Source organism: Croceicoccus estronivorus (assembly GCF_001625325.1).
Classification (GTDB): Bacteria; Pseudomonadota; Alphaproteobacteria; order Sphingomonadales; family Sphingomonadaceae; genus Caenibius; species Caenibius estronivorus.
This window is the reverse complement of the sequence record NZ_JRQQ01000008.1, coordinates 47,451-62,467: the sequence shown is the minus strand read 5'-3', so window position 1 is coordinate 62,467 and position 15,017 is coordinate 47,451. Positions and strand designations below refer to the sequence as shown.

The 15,017-nt window shown below is 59.7% G+C and carries 16 protein-coding genes; 11 read left to right on the top strand and 5 right to left on the bottom strand.

What is annotated here, in order from left to right; translation table 11 throughout:
* Window positions 1-186: 186 nt before the first annotated feature.
* The 3 genes from MB02_RS12940 to MB02_RS12930 are packed head-to-tail and all read right to left on the bottom strand — an operon-like array spanning window position 187 to window position 4,063.
* On the bottom strand, window positions 187-573 hold the full coding sequence (locus MB02_RS12940) for a YdbL family protein (protein WP_067538275.1): 387 nt from the start codon (window positions 571-573) through the stop codon (window positions 187-189).
* A complete protein-coding gene (locus MB02_RS12935; protein WP_170304739.1) occupies window positions 573-845 on the bottom strand; it encodes a YnbE family lipoprotein in 273 nt (90 codons plus the stop codon). Before MB02_RS12935 ends, MB02_RS12940 begins: the two co-directional genes overlap by 1 nt.
* Window positions 842-4,063, bottom strand: coding sequence for an intermembrane phospholipid transport protein YdbH family protein (locus tag MB02_RS12930; RefSeq protein ID WP_170304738.1), 3,222 nt, complete (start codon window positions 4,061-4,063; stop codon window positions 842-844). Before MB02_RS12930 ends, MB02_RS12935 begins: the two co-directional genes overlap by 4 nt.
* A gap of 47 nt (window positions 4,064-4,110) precedes the next feature.
* Here MB02_RS12930 and radC point away from each other — a divergent pair, with 47 nt between their 5' ends.
* The 6 genes from radC to pyrF all read left to right on the top strand — a co-directional run bounded on the left by radC (window position 4,111) and on the right by pyrF (window position 8,613).
* Window positions 4,111-4,803, top strand: coding sequence for a RadC family protein (gene radC / locus MB02_RS12925; RefSeq protein WP_235829516.1), 693 nt, complete (start codon window positions 4,111-4,113; stop codon window positions 4,801-4,803).
* Window positions 4,804-4,816: 13 nt separating this feature from the next.
* Window positions 4,817-5,572, top strand: coding sequence for an NRDE family protein (locus MB02_RS12920; RefSeq protein WP_067538269.1), 756 nt, complete (start codon window positions 4,817-4,819; stop codon window positions 5,570-5,572).
* Window positions 5,573-5,736: 164 nt separating this feature from the next.
* Window positions 5,737-6,114, top strand: coding sequence for a limonene-1,2-epoxide hydrolase family protein (locus MB02_RS12915; RefSeq protein ID WP_206598598.1), 378 nt, complete (start codon window positions 5,737-5,739; stop codon window positions 6,112-6,114).
* Between the two features lie 94 nt (window positions 6,115-6,208).
* Complete coding sequence (gene purB / locus MB02_RS12910) at window positions 6,209-7,519, top strand: adenylosuccinate lyase (protein ID WP_067538267.1); 1,311 nt, start codon at window positions 6,209-6,211, stop codon at window positions 7,517-7,519.
* Window positions 7,520-7,600: 81 nt separating this feature from the next.
* The gene (locus MB02_RS12905) at window positions 7,601-7,942 is read left to right on the top strand and encodes a lipopolysaccharide assembly protein LapA domain-containing protein (RefSeq protein ID WP_067538264.1); all 342 of its coding nucleotides are present in this window, start codon (window positions 7,601-7,603) and stop codon (window positions 7,940-7,942) included.
* Window positions 7,939-8,613, top strand: coding sequence for an orotidine-5'-phosphate decarboxylase (gene pyrF, locus MB02_RS12900; RefSeq protein ID WP_067538260.1), 675 nt, complete (start codon window positions 7,939-7,941; stop codon window positions 8,611-8,613). The genes MB02_RS12905 and pyrF overlap by 4 nt, the downstream gene beginning before the upstream one ends.
* A gap of 28 nt (window positions 8,614-8,641) precedes the next feature.
* Here pyrF and MB02_RS12895 read toward each other — a convergent pair whose 3' ends face one another.
* Window positions 8,642-9,265: a hypothetical protein gene (locus tag MB02_RS12895; RefSeq protein WP_067538257.1), complete on the bottom strand. Its 624-nt coding sequence runs from the start codon at window positions 9,263-9,265 to the stop codon at window positions 8,642-8,644.
* 110 nt (window positions 9,266-9,375) lie between these two features.
* Between MB02_RS12895 and MB02_RS12890 the strand changes: the two genes are divergently transcribed.
* Complete coding sequence (locus MB02_RS12890) at window positions 9,376-10,017, top strand: phosphoribosylanthranilate isomerase (RefSeq protein WP_067538253.1); 642 nt, start codon at window positions 9,376-9,378, stop codon at window positions 10,015-10,017.
* 59 nt (window positions 10,018-10,076) lie between these two features.
* On the opposite strand, the gene MB02_RS12885 is transcribed toward MB02_RS12890, so the two are convergent.
* Window positions 10,077-10,538, bottom strand: coding sequence for an outer membrane protein (locus tag MB02_RS12885; protein ID WP_082826187.1), 462 nt, complete (start codon window positions 10,536-10,538; stop codon window positions 10,077-10,079).
* Window positions 10,539-10,772: 234 nt separating this feature from the next.
* Here MB02_RS12885 and trpB point away from each other — a divergent pair, with 234 nt between their 5' ends.
* From trpB to MB02_RS12865, 4 genes are read left to right on the top strand one after another with little or no spacing between them, the layout of a single operon-like run.
* Window positions 10,773-12,017: a tryptophan synthase subunit beta gene (gene trpB, locus MB02_RS12880; RefSeq protein WP_067538246.1), complete on the top strand. Its 1,245-nt coding sequence runs from the start codon at window positions 10,773-10,775 to the stop codon at window positions 12,015-12,017.
* A complete protein-coding gene (gene trpA / locus MB02_RS12875) occupies window positions 12,014-12,793 on the top strand; it encodes a tryptophan synthase subunit alpha (protein WP_067538243.1) in 780 nt (259 codons plus the stop codon). The genes trpB and trpA overlap by 4 nt, the downstream gene beginning before the upstream one ends.
* 9 nt (window positions 12,794-12,802) lie before the next feature.
* Entirely contained in the window at window positions 12,803-13,651 is an 849-nt protein-coding gene (gene accD / locus MB02_RS12870) for an acetyl-CoA carboxylase, carboxyltransferase subunit beta (RefSeq protein ID WP_067538240.1), read from the top strand.
* A gap of 15 nt (window positions 13,652-13,666) precedes the next feature.
* Window positions 13,667-15,013, top strand: coding sequence for a bifunctional folylpolyglutamate synthase/dihydrofolate synthase (locus MB02_RS12865; protein WP_067538237.1), 1,347 nt, complete (start codon window positions 13,667-13,669; stop codon window positions 15,011-15,013).
* Window positions 15,014-15,017: the final 4 nt, after the last annotated feature.

The following is a 15,017-nucleotide window of genomic DNA, read 5'->3' as shown; positions in this document are numbered from 1 at the left end:
TTGCTCCATATTTACGTGCAGCACAGCACGGGCAAAGACCTGTCCGCCGAGGGCGCCGCCCCTTTAGGCAGGGGGATTTCCCGAGTCAACCGGAACGGAAGCGAATGTGTCCTGCGAAAAAAGAAAAGCCGCCCTGACACTGCAATGCCGGGCGGCCCAATTTCAGCGAAATCCGGTTAACGCCCGTCAGGGACAACGAGAATCGCGGATCGGGGCCGCACTGGTGCGGGTTTGCCACGTCCCGTCAGGCGCCTGATACTTTTCGCCAGCAACCGTACGCAGGATATTGCGACAGCCGGCGACAAAAGCGACTTGATCGACAGTGACCGATTGGGTCCGTGCTTCGGAAGTATAGGCCGCGCGGCGCTTGATATTGAGATCATCCACCAATGCCGACACCGAAGAGCCTCCGCCAAGTGCGGCGAGATAGCCATCGGGTTTCTCCCCAACCTGTCCAGCCGCCCGCGCAGCTGCATAAGCAGGATCGCGAGCCGCCATGGCGCCAACCGGTGCGAGCGCAAGCGCAGCTACGGCACCCAAACCAAAGGCACGAGCAAGTGCATGGGAAAACATCAGAAAATCTCCGAATTCTCTTGAATCATGTCCTGAACGCCTTTGTCCAGTTTGTACACGACTTCCTGCTTGATATTGATATTCAGCTCGATGACGATCGGCTTGTCCGGTGCGGACACCGAAATGCAACCAGAACACGCCAGCGCGCCTCCTATCAGTACCAATGCGCCACCTACTGTGGCACGAAACGACCTACGCATCGCTTGCTGCCTTCCCTGCATGATAACGGTTGTTGCAGCCAGTCCGCCTTCGGTCAATTGCGACCGTTTCATTGCATTCCCTCGCTGACTACGCGCTGAACGGGCACTGCCCCTTGCTGCTGCCCTTCCAACAGACCCAGCGATGCCGGATCGGCCACCAGCGTCGGATCATAGAGCGACTTGAATGAGCCAAACAGCGAGAAAAACGGCGCGCGTATGTTTAGATTGAAGCGGATCGGGAGCTTCGCGACCTGACGGGTGAGAAAATTCTTGTTGGCCCCTGTCCCCTGGCTCAGTCCGTCGAAACTCACCCGCGTAATGATTTCCCCGGCCAGCGAACCGTTCATGTCGATACGCATCGAACCATAGTTGATCGAACGGAGCGCATCGAATGCAAAATTGCCCATCGGAGAGAGGTCCTTGTACGTAAGCTCCCCAAGATAGGCGACATTTCCGCCGGGTGGGCGCGAAACCAGGTGCCCGCCTTCTATTCTCCCGCCATCCTCGTCAAAGACCAGCGGAAGCGAACCGTCAAACCGGCCGGTCGCCATGATATTGCCAAGTTCGAGCCTTTGCACGAATACCGCTGCGTCCAGCCCGTCAACGGTCAGGGTATAATGGCGCGTCTCCGCCTCTCCGAGCTTCATCCGCGTTGGTTCAAGTGTCAGCTTGCCGTCCATGAAAGGCCAGTGCGCCCCATTAACGTCGAGGATAAAGCCGGGCTTCATATCGAAGCTCAATTCACCATCGCGCACTTCGATACCCGGGTTGATCGCCGCAATCTTCAATCGTTGATCCGGAGCAGTCTGCAAACCGAGCAGATCGGTAAACACCACCGTTCCCGACAGCCCCTGCACGGGGCCGAACGCCGCAGCGAAATCAAGCCCGTCACTTGTAAACCGGCCTGAACTCGTCACACCGGATTCATCCCAGTCGATACGGCCTTTTCCAGTCACCGTACCTTTGGCATTTGCGATTACGCCAAGAGCAAGCCCGCTCAACATGTCCGGCTGCAATTCATTGTCAAAAGTGAGATTGCCGACGGCAAGATCCGCATGTCCCGAGGCGGTGGTCAGATCGTGGACCAGAGCCACCTGCGCCACTTCGCGACCGCTGCGAGGATTTTTGAGCGATGCATCGGCCGCAACTTTATTGTCCACCAATGTCAGTTCCGCACCGTCGGTAACCAACGGTTCGAACCTTCCCGGTTTTTCCCGGTCTTCAACCTGCATTTTCACATTCGACAGGATCAGCCGGCTACCCTCGAACCGCCATTCACCCTCCCCGTCCAGCAGATCCAGCGGCACGGCATAGAGTTTGAAATCAGCGTCCGAGAAATGCCCTGCAATGCCATTTCCGATCCGGGCCTCAAGACTCGCCAGATTGAAATGAGTCTCTGTTCCAGCAGGCCCAAGCGTAACGTCGAAATTACGCGCAGCAAAGGTGCCCGGGACCGCAAAGCCGATAGGCCCACTGCGAATCCGAACCGGGCTATCCCCAAGCTGACCGGACAGATCCAGCCCCGTTGTTCCGCCGGCAACACGCGTACCATTGGCATCACTGCGCACAATCGCACCACCGCGTTGCGGGCATATCGTCAGCCCGCGTTTCTCGATGCGCACTCCTCCAATCACCAGCCGGTCAAAGCGTACGTCCGTGCAATTGGGCCAGAGGGAAAGCCCGCGCGTATCAGACCAGTTACCCGACACGGGAACGAGCAAACCATCCGCCAGGCCGCCGGGCAAGGCTCCTCCAGCCCGAATTGACCCGGCAAAACCCAGGGCGCCAGTGCGATTCTGCAGAACCACCAGTTCGGGCACCGCCAGACTTCCACCACCCGCACGGTACTCCGGCATGGTCAACCGCAGGACAGTCTTGCCTCCATCCCGCTGATCCATGCGACCGGTAATCTGGGGCAGGCCCACACCTCCCGTGGTAAAATTACCCGACAGTTGCGCGGGACCTGTCATTCCCTGTGCATACTGAATGCGGGAAAGCGACAGCAGCGTTGCACCGCTGCCGCCACGAAGCGATGCCTGGGGCACAACGAGACTCAACCCCTTGTCAGTGTAGCGCAAGGTTGTCTGGGCAAGTAATCGGCTGCCTCTCCCTTCCCGTCGCAAAGACTGCCTGATCCGTTCAAGCAGCGGGGCCAGCAAAGTCCCTTCGCTGCTCCCGGCAAGGTCTCCCAAAGCCCCGTCCACGCGATTGGACAGGCGCACCCCGTTTCCTTCCCAGTCCGCGTCCCATTCATACCGGGCCTGCGCCAGATTGCCGCGAATGCGCCCCTTGCCAGTGACTACGGCGGATGCCGCAGCGGGCGAATCCACACCGCGCGCAACCGCATCGTAGCGCGCGGTCAACGCATCCCCTTTCAGAGTGAGCGCACCGGTCCCGTTGAGCCCGCTGAGCGCAAAATCCCCGTAACGGCCTGTCCCACCGCGCAAGTCGAAACTGCCATCAAGATTATCCAGCGTATCATCGGCGGACAGTTCCAATCCGACCGAAGCATCACGCAGTGACAAGGCCTGTTTGCCGCAAGCAAACGATGCAAGCCGCGCAGGGCCGGAAACCTTTGGTCTGGCATCGGAGACTGTAATCGTCCCAAAAAAGCTGGCGTCTGCGGACTTGCAGTCTTCGCCTGTCAATTCCGGGGCAACGGCCGCGACAATCCCTGAAAATCCACTGCGCAGCCCGCCATGTCCCTCTGCCTTGAGACCAATGGGGCCGTAATCCGTTTCGACCAGACCGCGCGCATCCTCAAGGTCGAGATTGAAGTGCGGCAGCGAAAACGGCTCGTTGCTCGTATCGTCGAACAAGAGCGGATCGAGTGCGCCGAAACTCAGCTTCCCCGCGTGGTAAGTGCCGTACAGCCGCGGCCTGACCACTCGCACACGCCCGATGTAGGGCAGGCCCAGGCCCTGGTAGATCGTCACTTCCGCGCGCTCTACAGTAAGGTTCGGCCGTTCCGGGTCCCCAATGACGATATGGGTCAAAACCTGTTTCGACGGCCCGATCTGCTCAATCTCGTAAGTCGCCGGAACGCCCATGCTTTCCAGCTGACTCGCAATAATATTGTCGGCAATATCCTCACGCGTGAACCAGGCCAACGCCAACGCGGCGAGCAGAACCCCGGCAATGGCCAGCGCAATGCGCCCTCGCAAACGCTTGCGTGGCGCTGGGACAGCCTCCCCTGCATCCAGTTCTGCTTCATCTTCCAGTTCGGCCATCGCCACCCACACTTGCGCGCAAGCCCATGCAAAGGCAATGCATTGCAGCAATTGCTTCAAGCTGAACCGCGTGAAACATCAACACACAAGACCGGAGGAAGTTGCAGTTGGCCGGTGACAATCCGAGCCCACCCGATGCCGCAGGGCATCGCGCGAGATTGCGGCAACGCTTGCTCAACGGCGGAGCGGAAGCTCTGGCCGACTACGAAGTGCTGGAATACCTCCTGTTCGCCGCCCGCAGTCGAGGGGATACGAAACCCACTGCAAAGGCATTGCTGCGGCGATTCGGCTCTCTGGCAGGGGTGCTAAACGCAGATCCGACCACCCTGTCCCAAGTTCAGGGGATGGGCGAAGTCAGCGCCGCAGCGCTCAAGATCGTGGCAGTCGCAGCCCGCCGGATGGCCCGCAACGAAGTGCAGCAACAACCGGTTCTGGGAAGCTGGCAAGCACTGCTCGATTACCTGCACATCGACATGGCGCATCTGACTGTGGAGCGTGTGCGCATTCTCTATCTCAATGCCCAAAACCGACTGATTCTGGATCATCATGTCGGAGACGGTTCCGTGGACGAAGCTGCGATCCATCCGCGCGAAGTGATTCGCAAGGCATTGGATATCGGAGCGACTGCGCTGATCATCGTTCACAATCATCCGTCCGGATCGCCACAACCCAGCCACGCCGACATCCAGATTACCAACCATATTGCCGAAGCCGGGCGCCTGCTGGGCGTAACAGTGCATGACCATGTCATCGTGGGCCGTGAAGGTCATGTCTCCTTGAGGGCCAAGGGCCTTGTCTGAAATGGAGGTCTGAATGTGTATCGCCGCGTTCGCATGGGATGCCCATCCCGACTGGTTGCTCATAGCGCTTGGCAATCGCGACGAGTTCCACAGCCGACCGAGCGGGCCCCTGGAACGGTGGGATGACGGCAGCGGAATTATCGCCGGGCGGGATTTGCTCGCCGGTGGAACGTGGCTGGGCGTATCGGATCTTGGGCGCTTCGCCCTCGTCACCAACTATCGCGTACTCGGACCCGGCTATCCCCAGCCAGGTCGGCCTTCACGGGGGGAGCTTGTCACCATCGCTCTTTCCGGCGGAGAAACCGCATCGCTGAACCGCTACAACCCCTTTAATCTCCTGCTCGCGGAGGTGACCGGCGCCTGGTTGCTCTCCAACCATCCCGAGGAACAGCGTATTCCCCTTTCACCGGGTGTCCACGGCCTATCGAATGGCGATTTTTCCCAGCCTTGGCCTAAAACCCGTCAACTCTGCGGCGATGTAAGTGATTGGCTCGCGAATGATGCCCGAAACCTGGAACCACTGCTCGCGGCCTTGCGCAAGGAAACACCCGGCCCGGCCCCCGGTGAATTGGGAAATGGGCCCGATCCCGATTTTGCCCCGGTTTTCATCCGTCGGCCAATATACGGAACCCGCTGTAGTACAGTTGTTGCCATCACTCGCGATGGGCACGGCACAATTATCGAACGACGCTTCAAAGAGGATGGAAGTGCGGACGGCGAAAGCGCGCTGACATTTCATTGGCCGATATCTCAGGCGGCCATCCCCTGAGCCATTTGGGGACCGCCATTCACTGTCAGCCAGCGTTTCTGGCAGCCCCTCGGAATGATTCGCATATGTTGAGCCCGCGGCCGCTTTTTCACTTTCGAGATCGGCTAGCCATAACCAAAAAACGTAAGTACATCGCCCGAACTACTTGAAAGTGGAGAGAAATCGTGAGCAAGCCGGAACACGTTGTCGATGCGATGATCGCAGCCTGCAATCGGAAGGATATCGACGCCGTACTCGCCTGCTTCGCGGAAGACGTCCATTATCACAATATTCCGATGGACCCGGTTTCCGGCCATGCGGGAGTACGTGCCATGCTGGAGCCGTTCTTCAAAATCGCCAGCGAAGTCGATTGGGTTGTCCACAAATCGGTCAGCAATGGCCTCGATACGGTCATGAATGAACGTACCGACCGCTTCCTGATGCCGGATGGCTGGGTAGATTTGCCCGTGATGGGTGTGTTCGAAGTGAATGGTGGCAAGATAACCGCCTGGCGCGACTATTTCGACATGGCACCTGTCGTTCCCCTGCTAAACCAGCTCTGACAGCAGGGCGCGCGCCCTCAATTACAACTCCGCCCCTTGCCTTCCGCGTTTGCGGCCCGTAGCGGCTGCGCGCGAATACCCAAGGAGTCGAAACATGGTCCCCCGCTACGCCCGCCCCGCAATGACTGCGATCTGGGAGCCCGAAGCGCGCTATCGCATCTGGTTCGAGATTGAAGCCCACGCGACCCAGAAGCTGGGCGAATTGGGGGTCGTGCCGGAAAGTGGGCCAAAGGCGCTTTGGGATTGGTGGGCGACTGGCCCTGCCATTGACGTCGCTGCGATCGACGCCAAGGAAGCCATACTCAAGCACGACGTGATCGCGTTTCTCGACTGGGTGGCCGAGCAAGTTGGCCCGGAAGCCCGCTTCATGCATCAGGGCATGACCAGTTCCGACGTGCTCGACACCACGCTTGCCGTGCAGCTCGCCCGCGCATCCGATATTCTGCTTGAAGATCTCGATGCCCTGCTTGCCGCAATCAAGCGCCGTGCAGAGGAACACAAATATACGCCAACGATCGGCCGCAGCCATGGTATCCATGCGGAACCGACCACCTTCGGCCTCAAACTGGCGCAAGCTTATGCCGAGTTCGATCGCTGCAAGACTCGCCTGGTTGCCGCTCGGGCGGAAATCGCGACTTGTGCCATTTCCGGCGCTGTCGGCACGTTTGCGAATATCGATCCCTCAGTGGAAGAATATGTCGCCGAAAAGCTCGGCCTGACACCGGAACCGGTCTCGACCCAGGTCATTCCCCGCGATCGTCATGCGATGTTCTTTGCGACGCTTGGCGTTATTGCCAGTTCGATCGAGCGCCTCGCCGTCGAAGTGCGCCACTTGCAGCGCACCGAAGTGCTGGAAGCGGAAGAGTATTTCTCACCGGGCCAGAAAGGCTCCAGCGCCATGCCGCACAAGCGCAACCCCGTGCTGACCGAGAACCTGACCGGTCTCGCCCGCATGGTCCGTTCCGCAACCGTGCCCGCCATGGAAAATGTCGCCTTGTGGCATGAACGGGATATTTCCCATTCGTCGGTCGAACGCTTCATCGGGCCGGATGCGACGATTACTCTCGACTTCGCGCTGGCGAGGCTGACAGGCGTGATCGACAAACTGGTAATCTATCCAGAGCGGATGCAGAAGAATCTCGATCGGATGGGCGGTCTGGTGCATTCGCAACGCGTGCTGCTGGCACTCACGCAGGCTGGCATCACGCGCGACAACGCCTATCGACTGGTCCAGCGTAACGCGATGAAGGTCTGGGAATCGGATGGTCAGCTCTCGCTTCTCGATCTGCTCAAGCAGGATCCTGAAGTGACCGCCGCACTCTCGACCGAAGAACTGGAAGACAAATTCAACCTCGATTACCACTTCAAGCAGGTGGACCGGGTATTCGACCGCGTTTTCGGTTGAACAACGCGCCCTTCCTTTCCAGTCACAATCGCCCTAGCATTCCGGACAGTCCGACCGCAGCGTGAAGGAGGCATTGAGCCCATGCAAATCATCCGCACGATCGTCTGGGTTCTGGTGCTGGTCGCCTTGCTTGTTTTCGCGATCAACAACTGGACACCCGTATCGGTGAAGATCTGGGAAGGCCTGATCCTTGAAACCAAGCTTCCCGCCCTGGTCATCGTTTCATTCCTCGTCGGCCTCGTGCCGATGTGGTTGCTCCATCAGGGCATGAAGTGGCGGCTCGAACGGCGTATCAACGGTCTGGAAAATACCATGCGTAGCGCCAGTGCCGCATTGGCGCCTTCGCCCGCCATCGAGCCGGTTCAGGAAAACCAGATCGAAGATCAGTCCATCTCCAATCCGCCTGCACAAGAGGCCAAATGAGCAATCCCGTCTATCTTGCCGTCGATGTCCCGCAAATAGAGACCGCACAAGCTCTGGCCCAAAAGGTGAAGGCGCATGTCGGGGGACTGAAACTGGGCCTCGAATTCTTCTGCGCCCATGGCCATCATGGTATTCACGAAATGGCCCATATCGGCCTGCCCATTTTCCTGGACCTGAAATTGCATGATATTCCGAATACGGTCGCCTCTGCCATGCAAGCGATTCATGTTCTGGAACCGTCAATCGTCACTGTCCACGCGGCAGGTGGACGGGCGATGATGGAAGACGCCAAGGCCGCAGCGGGCGAGCACACCAAGGTGGTTGCAGTCACAGTGCTGACCAGCCTGGATGAGGCAGACCTGGCCGCCACCGGTATTGGCGGCACACCACACGATCAGGCTCTCAGACTGGCCGAACTCGCCCATTCCGCAGGTCTCGACGGGATTGTTTGTTCAGGCCATGAAGTCGCTGCAATCCATCGCCAATGGAAAGACGGTTTCTTCGTTGTCCCGGGATTGCGACCGGATAACGGCCACAAGTCGGACCAGAAGCGAATCGTTACACCGCGTCAGGCTCGCGACGATGGTGCCAGTGTCCTGGTAATCGGACGCCCCATCAGCAGAGCGGATGATCCGGTGGCCGCAGCCCGCGCGATCGAGGCGACGCTCTAGACCGAGATCACCGAAAAATTTCCCGCACCTATTGCCCGAAATCATCGGCAGCGGGGCCGCCATTGAACGCATCCCACTCCGCCTGCTTTTTGGCGGCACGCTCCTGCTCCTTAAGCTCGTTCTGCATCCGCGCAGCTTCTCGCGACATTTCAATCGCGTTCTTGCGGGCAGTGGCGAGGCTGCCATCCACGCCGTCATCAGGCCAACCCGAAGCAGTCGAGCCCCGCGCAAGCTGTTCGTCGAACGGTCGCCCTTCGAGGGTCGAATCGATCTTTTCTATGACTGCGGCGCGGAACATATTGTGGGCCATCCCTGCTGCCGCCCCGTCCGAAAGCGCGCCGCCGGCACAGGTAACTACAAGCTTCGTCTTGGCCGGGTCCTCCACCCATGGCGCCATATCGATCTTGCAGCTCCTATGGCTGTGCGAATAATCTCCGGTCCAGGTTACCGTGTCGCGCCCATCCCCGGCAGATGAAAATGCCATCATGCCGAAGAAGCTTTTTCCCCCTGGCATCAGGTCGGCAGTCCTTAACCGCTGATAGGTGTCGGACACGGGAAGCGCATACACGTCCGCCGGCTGCCTTTGGGAAATGGCATAATATAATCCCCCTGCGGTCAGAGCCGCGATGACAATCGTGAACAACAGCTTCATGATCCCCCCGTTTCAGCTGAATACGATACCCATCCATAGGTAGAGCAGGTAAAGCAAACCTTGCGTTTGCGGACTTCCACCTGTCGGGGGTTTGGTCTATCGCGCCGAGAATGGCACCGCCCAAGATCAAGATTTGCGGGATTACCTCGTCGGCGGCACTCGATGCCTGCATCAGAGCGCAAGCGGACTTTGTCGGCTTCGTCTTTTATGCTCCATCCCCTCGCAATTTGACGCCGAGCGATGCTGCTGAACTCGCCGCTCAGGTCGGAACACGCGCAAAAAAAGTCGGCCTGTTCGTCAATGCCGACGACCTGGAAATTGCTGAGGGTGTTCAGGCAGGACGGTTGGACATCATCCAGCTCCACGGTTCCGAAAGCCCTGAGCGAACCGCTCAAATCAAGACGCGGTTCGGCCTGCCCGTCTGGAAGGCGTTGCCGGTCGCATCCGCCTATGATGTCGAACGGGCGTTGCAGTACCGCGAAATCGCCGACCTGATCCTATTCGACGCCAAGACGCCCAAGGGCGCATTGCCCGGTGGCATGGGGCTCGCCTTCGACTGGTCCCTGCTCGCCGGGTATAGCGGCACAGCCGGATGGGGTCTTGCCGGCGGCCTCACACCGGAGAACGTCGGTGAAGCCATCCGAATTACTGGCACGACTCTGGTCGATACGTCATCGGGTGTGGAAAGTGCGCCAGGGGTAAAGGACGTCGATCGGATTGCCGCGTTCTGCAACGCTGCCCGGTCCCAATAAAAAGGGGCGGCCCACGTGGGCCACCCCTTCACTCAACTAGACCTTGAGCTTGCGGCCGGTCAGAAGCGCATGCCCAGGCCGACACCGGCAACATCGGTGTCAGTCACTCCGTTGCCGACGAAGTTATGGCGATATTCGACCTTGCCGTAGAAGTTCTGGCCGAAGTTATGCTGGTAGCCAGCACCCAGGTTGACCGAATCCTCGCAGAACTTGCACGGCTTCGTTGCGTATCCTCCAACGGCGTAAAGCTTACCGGATGCGCCGGTCTTCACACCGGCACGCGCCGAAGCACCGAAGGAAACGCGTGTATTGTCCTCGAGAATCTTATCACCGGACACTTCCAGGCCGACGAAGGACTTGTCGCCCATATCGAAATCGTAACCTGCTGCAACGCCAGCAATCGCCTCGCTGTCGCTGCCATTCCAGATCACGCCGCCGCGGGCTTCGATACGGCCTTCGTTAGCCATCGCGGGGGTGGCCGCAAGAGTGGCGGCGGCGAGCGCAAAAAGAACAAGACGCATAATTAAACTCCTGAAAACAAAGCCCCTTCTTGAGATGCGGGGGCGATGGCAGGATTAGGATTCGCCACCTTGCGGGCGAGTGAACCTTCCATTCAGATAAGTATTACCGCGAATCTTGTTGCAAGATGGCAACGCATGCCTGACGCGCATCGCTAATCGGCAAGCATATCTCGCGATCGAGGAACAGCGCTCGGGCTGGACTTCACGGGTCGGCTCTGCCAATCGCGATCAGATATGTCTGCAACCAGCACACCAGCAAACTCATACCGCAACCAGCCCGACGAACGCGGGCATTTTGGCGCTTTCGGCGGCCGATACGTCGCCGAAACCCTGATGCCGCTGATCCTCGATCTGGAAAAGGAATATCGGGCCGCCAAAGCAGACCCTGCCTTTCAAGCTCAGTTCGACGACCTGCTCGAACACTACGTAGGCCGCCCCAGTCCGCTCTATTACGCGGAAAGGCTGACAGAGCATTTCCGGCAACAGGCCCCGGATGGAAATGGTCCGAAAGTCTACTTCAAGCGCGAAGAGTTGAATCACACCGGCGCGCACAAGATCAACAACTGCATCGGCCAGATCCTGCTTGCGATACGAATGGGCAAGACGCGGATTATCGCGGAGACAGGCGCCGGGCAGCACGGGGTGGCTACGGCCACCGTTTGTGCGCGGTTCGGTCTGCCCTGCGCGATCTACATGGGTTCGACCGATGTCGCCCGCCAGCAACCCAACGTATTCCGCATGAAATTGCTCGGCGCCGAAGTGATACCGGTGGAAAGCGGCGCAAAAACGCTGAAAGATGCCATGAACGAGGCGCTGCGCGACTGGGTCGCCAATGTGCACGACACGTTCTACATCATCGGCACAGCGGCAGGACCGCACCCTTACCCTGAACTCGTTCGCGATTTTCAGTCAGTCATCGGCAAGGAAGCACGCGAGCAGATCATGAAGGCGGAAGGTCGCCTGCCCGACATGCTGGTTGCGGCCGTTGGCGGCGGGTCAAATGCGATCGGATTGTTCCACCCGTTTTTGGACGATCCTGACGTGGCGATGGTCGGCGTCGAAGCAGCCGGGCACGGGATCGCAACTGGCGAACATGCGGCCAGCTTGACCGGCGGAGTCCCCGGTGTGCTTCATGGCAACAAGACATACCTGCTCCAGGACGAAGACGGGCAAATCACCGAAGCCCATTCGATCTCGGCCGGGCTCGACTATCCCGGCATCGGGCCCGAACACAGCTGGCTGCACGAAAGCGGCCGCGTGAAATATATCCCGATCACCGATCAGGAAGCGCTGGATGCCTTTCAACTGTGCTGCAAGCTCGAAGGGATCATTCCCGCACTCGAAAGCTCCCACGCTTTGGCTGCTCTGCCACAGCTGACGGCAGAGATGCCCAGTGACAAAATCGTGGTCGTGAACGTGTCGGGCCGCGGTGACAAAGACATCTTTACTGTGGCCGACGCGCTGGGAGTAAAGTTGTGAGCCGCCTTTCAGCCGCATTCGCGAAGGGGCACCCTTCCCTCGTCTGCTTCATTACCGCTGGCGACGGTGACACCGCCGCCAATCTCGACGCATTGGTTGCCGGTGGCGCGGATGTGATTGAACTGGGCATGCCCTTTACCGATCCGATGGCGGACGGACAGGCTATTCAGGAAGCCAACCTGCGTTCGCTTGGCAAAGGCACCAAGACTGCGGACGTGTTCGCTATCGCAACCGCTTTCCGGCAGCGCCATCCTGATGTGCCGCTGGTACTGATGGGTTATGCCAATCCCATGATACGGCGCGGCGCGGACTGGTTCGCCGACGAATGCGCCAAGGCTGGCGTAGACGGGGTAATCTGCGTCGATATACCGCCGGAGGAAGACCCCGATCTCGGCCCTGCCTTGCGCGGTAAGGAAGTGTCGCTGATCCGCCTCGCCACGCCGACCACCGATGCGGCACGCCTGCCCGCCGTTCTCGATGGCTCCTCAGGTTTTCTCTATTACGTGTCAGTGGCTGGAATCACCGGCAAGCAGCAGGCTGCGCTCGATTCGATCGAACAGGCGCTGACCCGGCTGAAATCTGCCACCGAGCTGCCAGTTGCAGTTGGCTTCGGAGTGCGCACGCCTGAACAGGCGAGCGCAATCGCCAAAGTCGCTGATGGCGTAGTGGTCGGTTCGGCACTTGTCGAACTGGTCGGTCGGCACGGCGCGGACGCAGCCGGGCCTGTGCGCGAACTGACCGCCGCACTTGCACAAGCAGTCCATTCGGCCCGATAAGGCATCATCATGAGCTGGCTTACCCAAATCCGTAAATCGATCCCGTTTGGCCGCAAGCGCGAAAGCGCCGACAATCTCTGGGTCAAATGCCCGAACTGCAGCGAAATGCTGTTCGCACGCGATTATGAGGAAAATCTCTTCGTATGCCCGCGTTGCGATCATCATGGCCGCGTAGGTGCCGACACACGGCTCGCACAGATCCTTGATCCTGGTTACGAGCTGCTCCCCGAACCTTCAGTTGCGGAAGACCCGCTGAAATTTCGCGACAGCAAGAAATATGCGGATCGAATCAAGGCCGCCCGCGCCAAGAGCCCGCATCAGGACGCATTCCAGGTCGCGCTCGGCGCAATCGAAGGTCACAAAGCCATTGTCGGGGTGCAGGATTTCACCTTCATGGGCGGTTCGATGGGCATGGCCGTCGGACAGGCTTTCGTGAACGGCGCGAAGCGCGCGCTGGAAGAGGAATGTGCCTATATCGTCTTCACGGCCGCTGGCGGGGCCCGGATGCAGGAAGGCATTCTTAGCCTGATGCAAATGCCCAAGGCCACTGTGATGACCCGGCGACTGAAAGAAGCGGGGCTTCCCTATATCGTCGTATTGACCGACCCCACGACAGGCGGCGTCACGGCCAGCTACGCCATGTTGGGCGACATCCACATCGCCGAACCCGGCGCTCTGATCGGCTTTGCTGGCCAACGCGTGATCCAGGACACCATTCGTGAAAGTCTACCTGAAGGTTTCCAGCGGGCGGAATATCTGCACAAGCACGGTATGGTCGACATGGTGGTAGAGCGGAAATCCCTGCGAGCGACTCTTGCCCGCCTGCTCGATTATCTTCACCCGGCACAAGCCGCCTGATCCCATGGGCCGCCGGTGAAGGATTTCGCCACATCCGACGACCCGGCCGTTCAGGCTCAACTCGATCGTCTGGCCAGACTGTCCCTGCCTCAGGGCCGGTTCGGTCTGGAGACGATCCGCACGATCCTGGGACGGTTGGGAAATCCGCAAGAACTGCTCCCGCCGACGTTTCACGTCGCGGGAACCAACGGCAAAGGGTCAACCTGCACCTTCTTGCGGTTCATGATGGAGGAACAGAGGCTTACAGTCCATTCGGCGACCAAGCCTCACCTTGTGCGCTACAACGAACGCATCCGGGTTGCCGGCCAGCTGATCGACGACGCACTGCTGGCCGATCTCCTGGGCGAAGTGCTGGACAAGAGCGAGGATCTTGGCCCGAGCTTCTTCGAAGTCACTACCGCAGCGACCTTCCTTGCCTTCGCCCATATCGAGGCGGACGCCTGCGTCATTGAAGTCGGCCTGGGCGGGCGCTTCGATGCAACAAACGTGATGGAGCACCCCGCCGCCTGCGGCATTGCCTCTCTCGGCATAGATCACGAAGCATTCCTGTTGCGCGAAGACCCTGCTGCGCCGGATCATCCATTGGCGCGGATCGCCTTTGAGAAGGCCAGCATTGCCAGACGAGGGGTGCCGCTGGTCACGCAATCCTATCCTCCGGAAGCGACGGCCCAGATCGTTAAAATTGCGAGGCAGACCGGCGCAACGGTTGCCATGCGCGGGCAGGAATGGATCGCCCAGGCGGATGATGTGCTGCATTATCGCGACGGCGCAGGCCCGCTCACCTTGCCCCTTCCCCGCCTGCCGGGCGCGCATCAGGCCGATAATGCCGCGCTCGCCGTCGCCATGCTTCGCCACCAGGATGAAGTCGCGGTTGCGGGAGACGCCATGGCACGGGGGCTGCTCGCGGCCCGCTGGCCTGCCCGGCTTCAGCGTCTCGCCCCCGGACCTCTTACCGCCATCGTACCCGGTGCTGAATGCGTACTCGACGGCGGGCACAACCCGGATGCGGCCCGTGTCATAGCAAAAGAGTTGGCCGATTGTCCGGTGCTCAATGTCGTGATCGGGATGTTGCGCAACCGCAGGGTTGAAGATTTCCTCGCCCCCCTGGCTCCTCACATAGACCGGCTATGGGCCATCCCTATCGACGGGCACGACCATCATTCGCCCGAAGAAATTTGTCAGGCCGCGCGGACGCTCGGCATCAAGGTGGCCCAGCCATGCGACACCATCGGCCTGGCGCTGGAAGACATCGCAGCCACCCTCGCCCGAGAATGTGACGACCGGCACCAGACAATATTGATTACCGGATCGCTTTACCTTGCTGGCAGAGTCCTGGAAGCCAACGGGGAAATCCCCGACTGAACTC

Coding starts and splice junctions, on each gene's coding strand:
- accD (WP_067538240.1), top strand. CDS start 12,803: ATGAGCTGGCTTACCCAAATCCGTAAATCGATCCCGTTTGGCCGCAAG.
- MB02_RS12890 (WP_067538253.1), top strand. CDS start 9,376: ATGGCACCGCCCAAGATCAAGATTTGCGGGATTACCTCGTCGGCGGCA.
- MB02_RS12935 (WP_170304739.1), bottom strand. CDS start 845: ATGAAACGGTCGCAATTGACCGAAGGCGGACTGGCTGCAACAACCGTT.
- purB (WP_067538267.1), top strand. CDS start 6,209: ATGGTCCCCCGCTACGCCCGCCCCGCAATGACTGCGATCTGGGAGCCC.
- trpB (WP_067538246.1), top strand. CDS start 10,773: ATGTCTGCAACCAGCACACCAGCAAACTCATACCGCAACCAGCCCGAC.
- MB02_RS12885 (WP_082826187.1), bottom strand. CDS start 10,538: ATGCGTCTTGTTCTTTTTGCGCTCGCCGCCGCCACTCTTGCGGCCACC.
- MB02_RS12920 (WP_067538269.1), top strand. CDS start 4,817: ATGTGTATCGCCGCGTTCGCATGGGATGCCCATCCCGACTGGTTGCTC.
- MB02_RS12895 (WP_067538257.1), bottom strand. CDS start 9,265: ATGAAGCTGTTGTTCACGATTGTCATCGCGGCTCTGACCGCAGGGGGA.
- MB02_RS12905 (WP_067538264.1), top strand. CDS start 7,601: ATGCAAATCATCCGCACGATCGTCTGGGTTCTGGTGCTGGTCGCCTTG.
- pyrF (WP_067538260.1), top strand. CDS start 7,939: ATGAGCAATCCCGTCTATCTTGCCGTCGATGTCCCGCAAATAGAGACC.
- MB02_RS12940 (WP_067538275.1), bottom strand. CDS start 573: ATGTTTTCCCATGCACTTGCTCGTGCCTTTGGTTTGGGTGCCGTAGCT.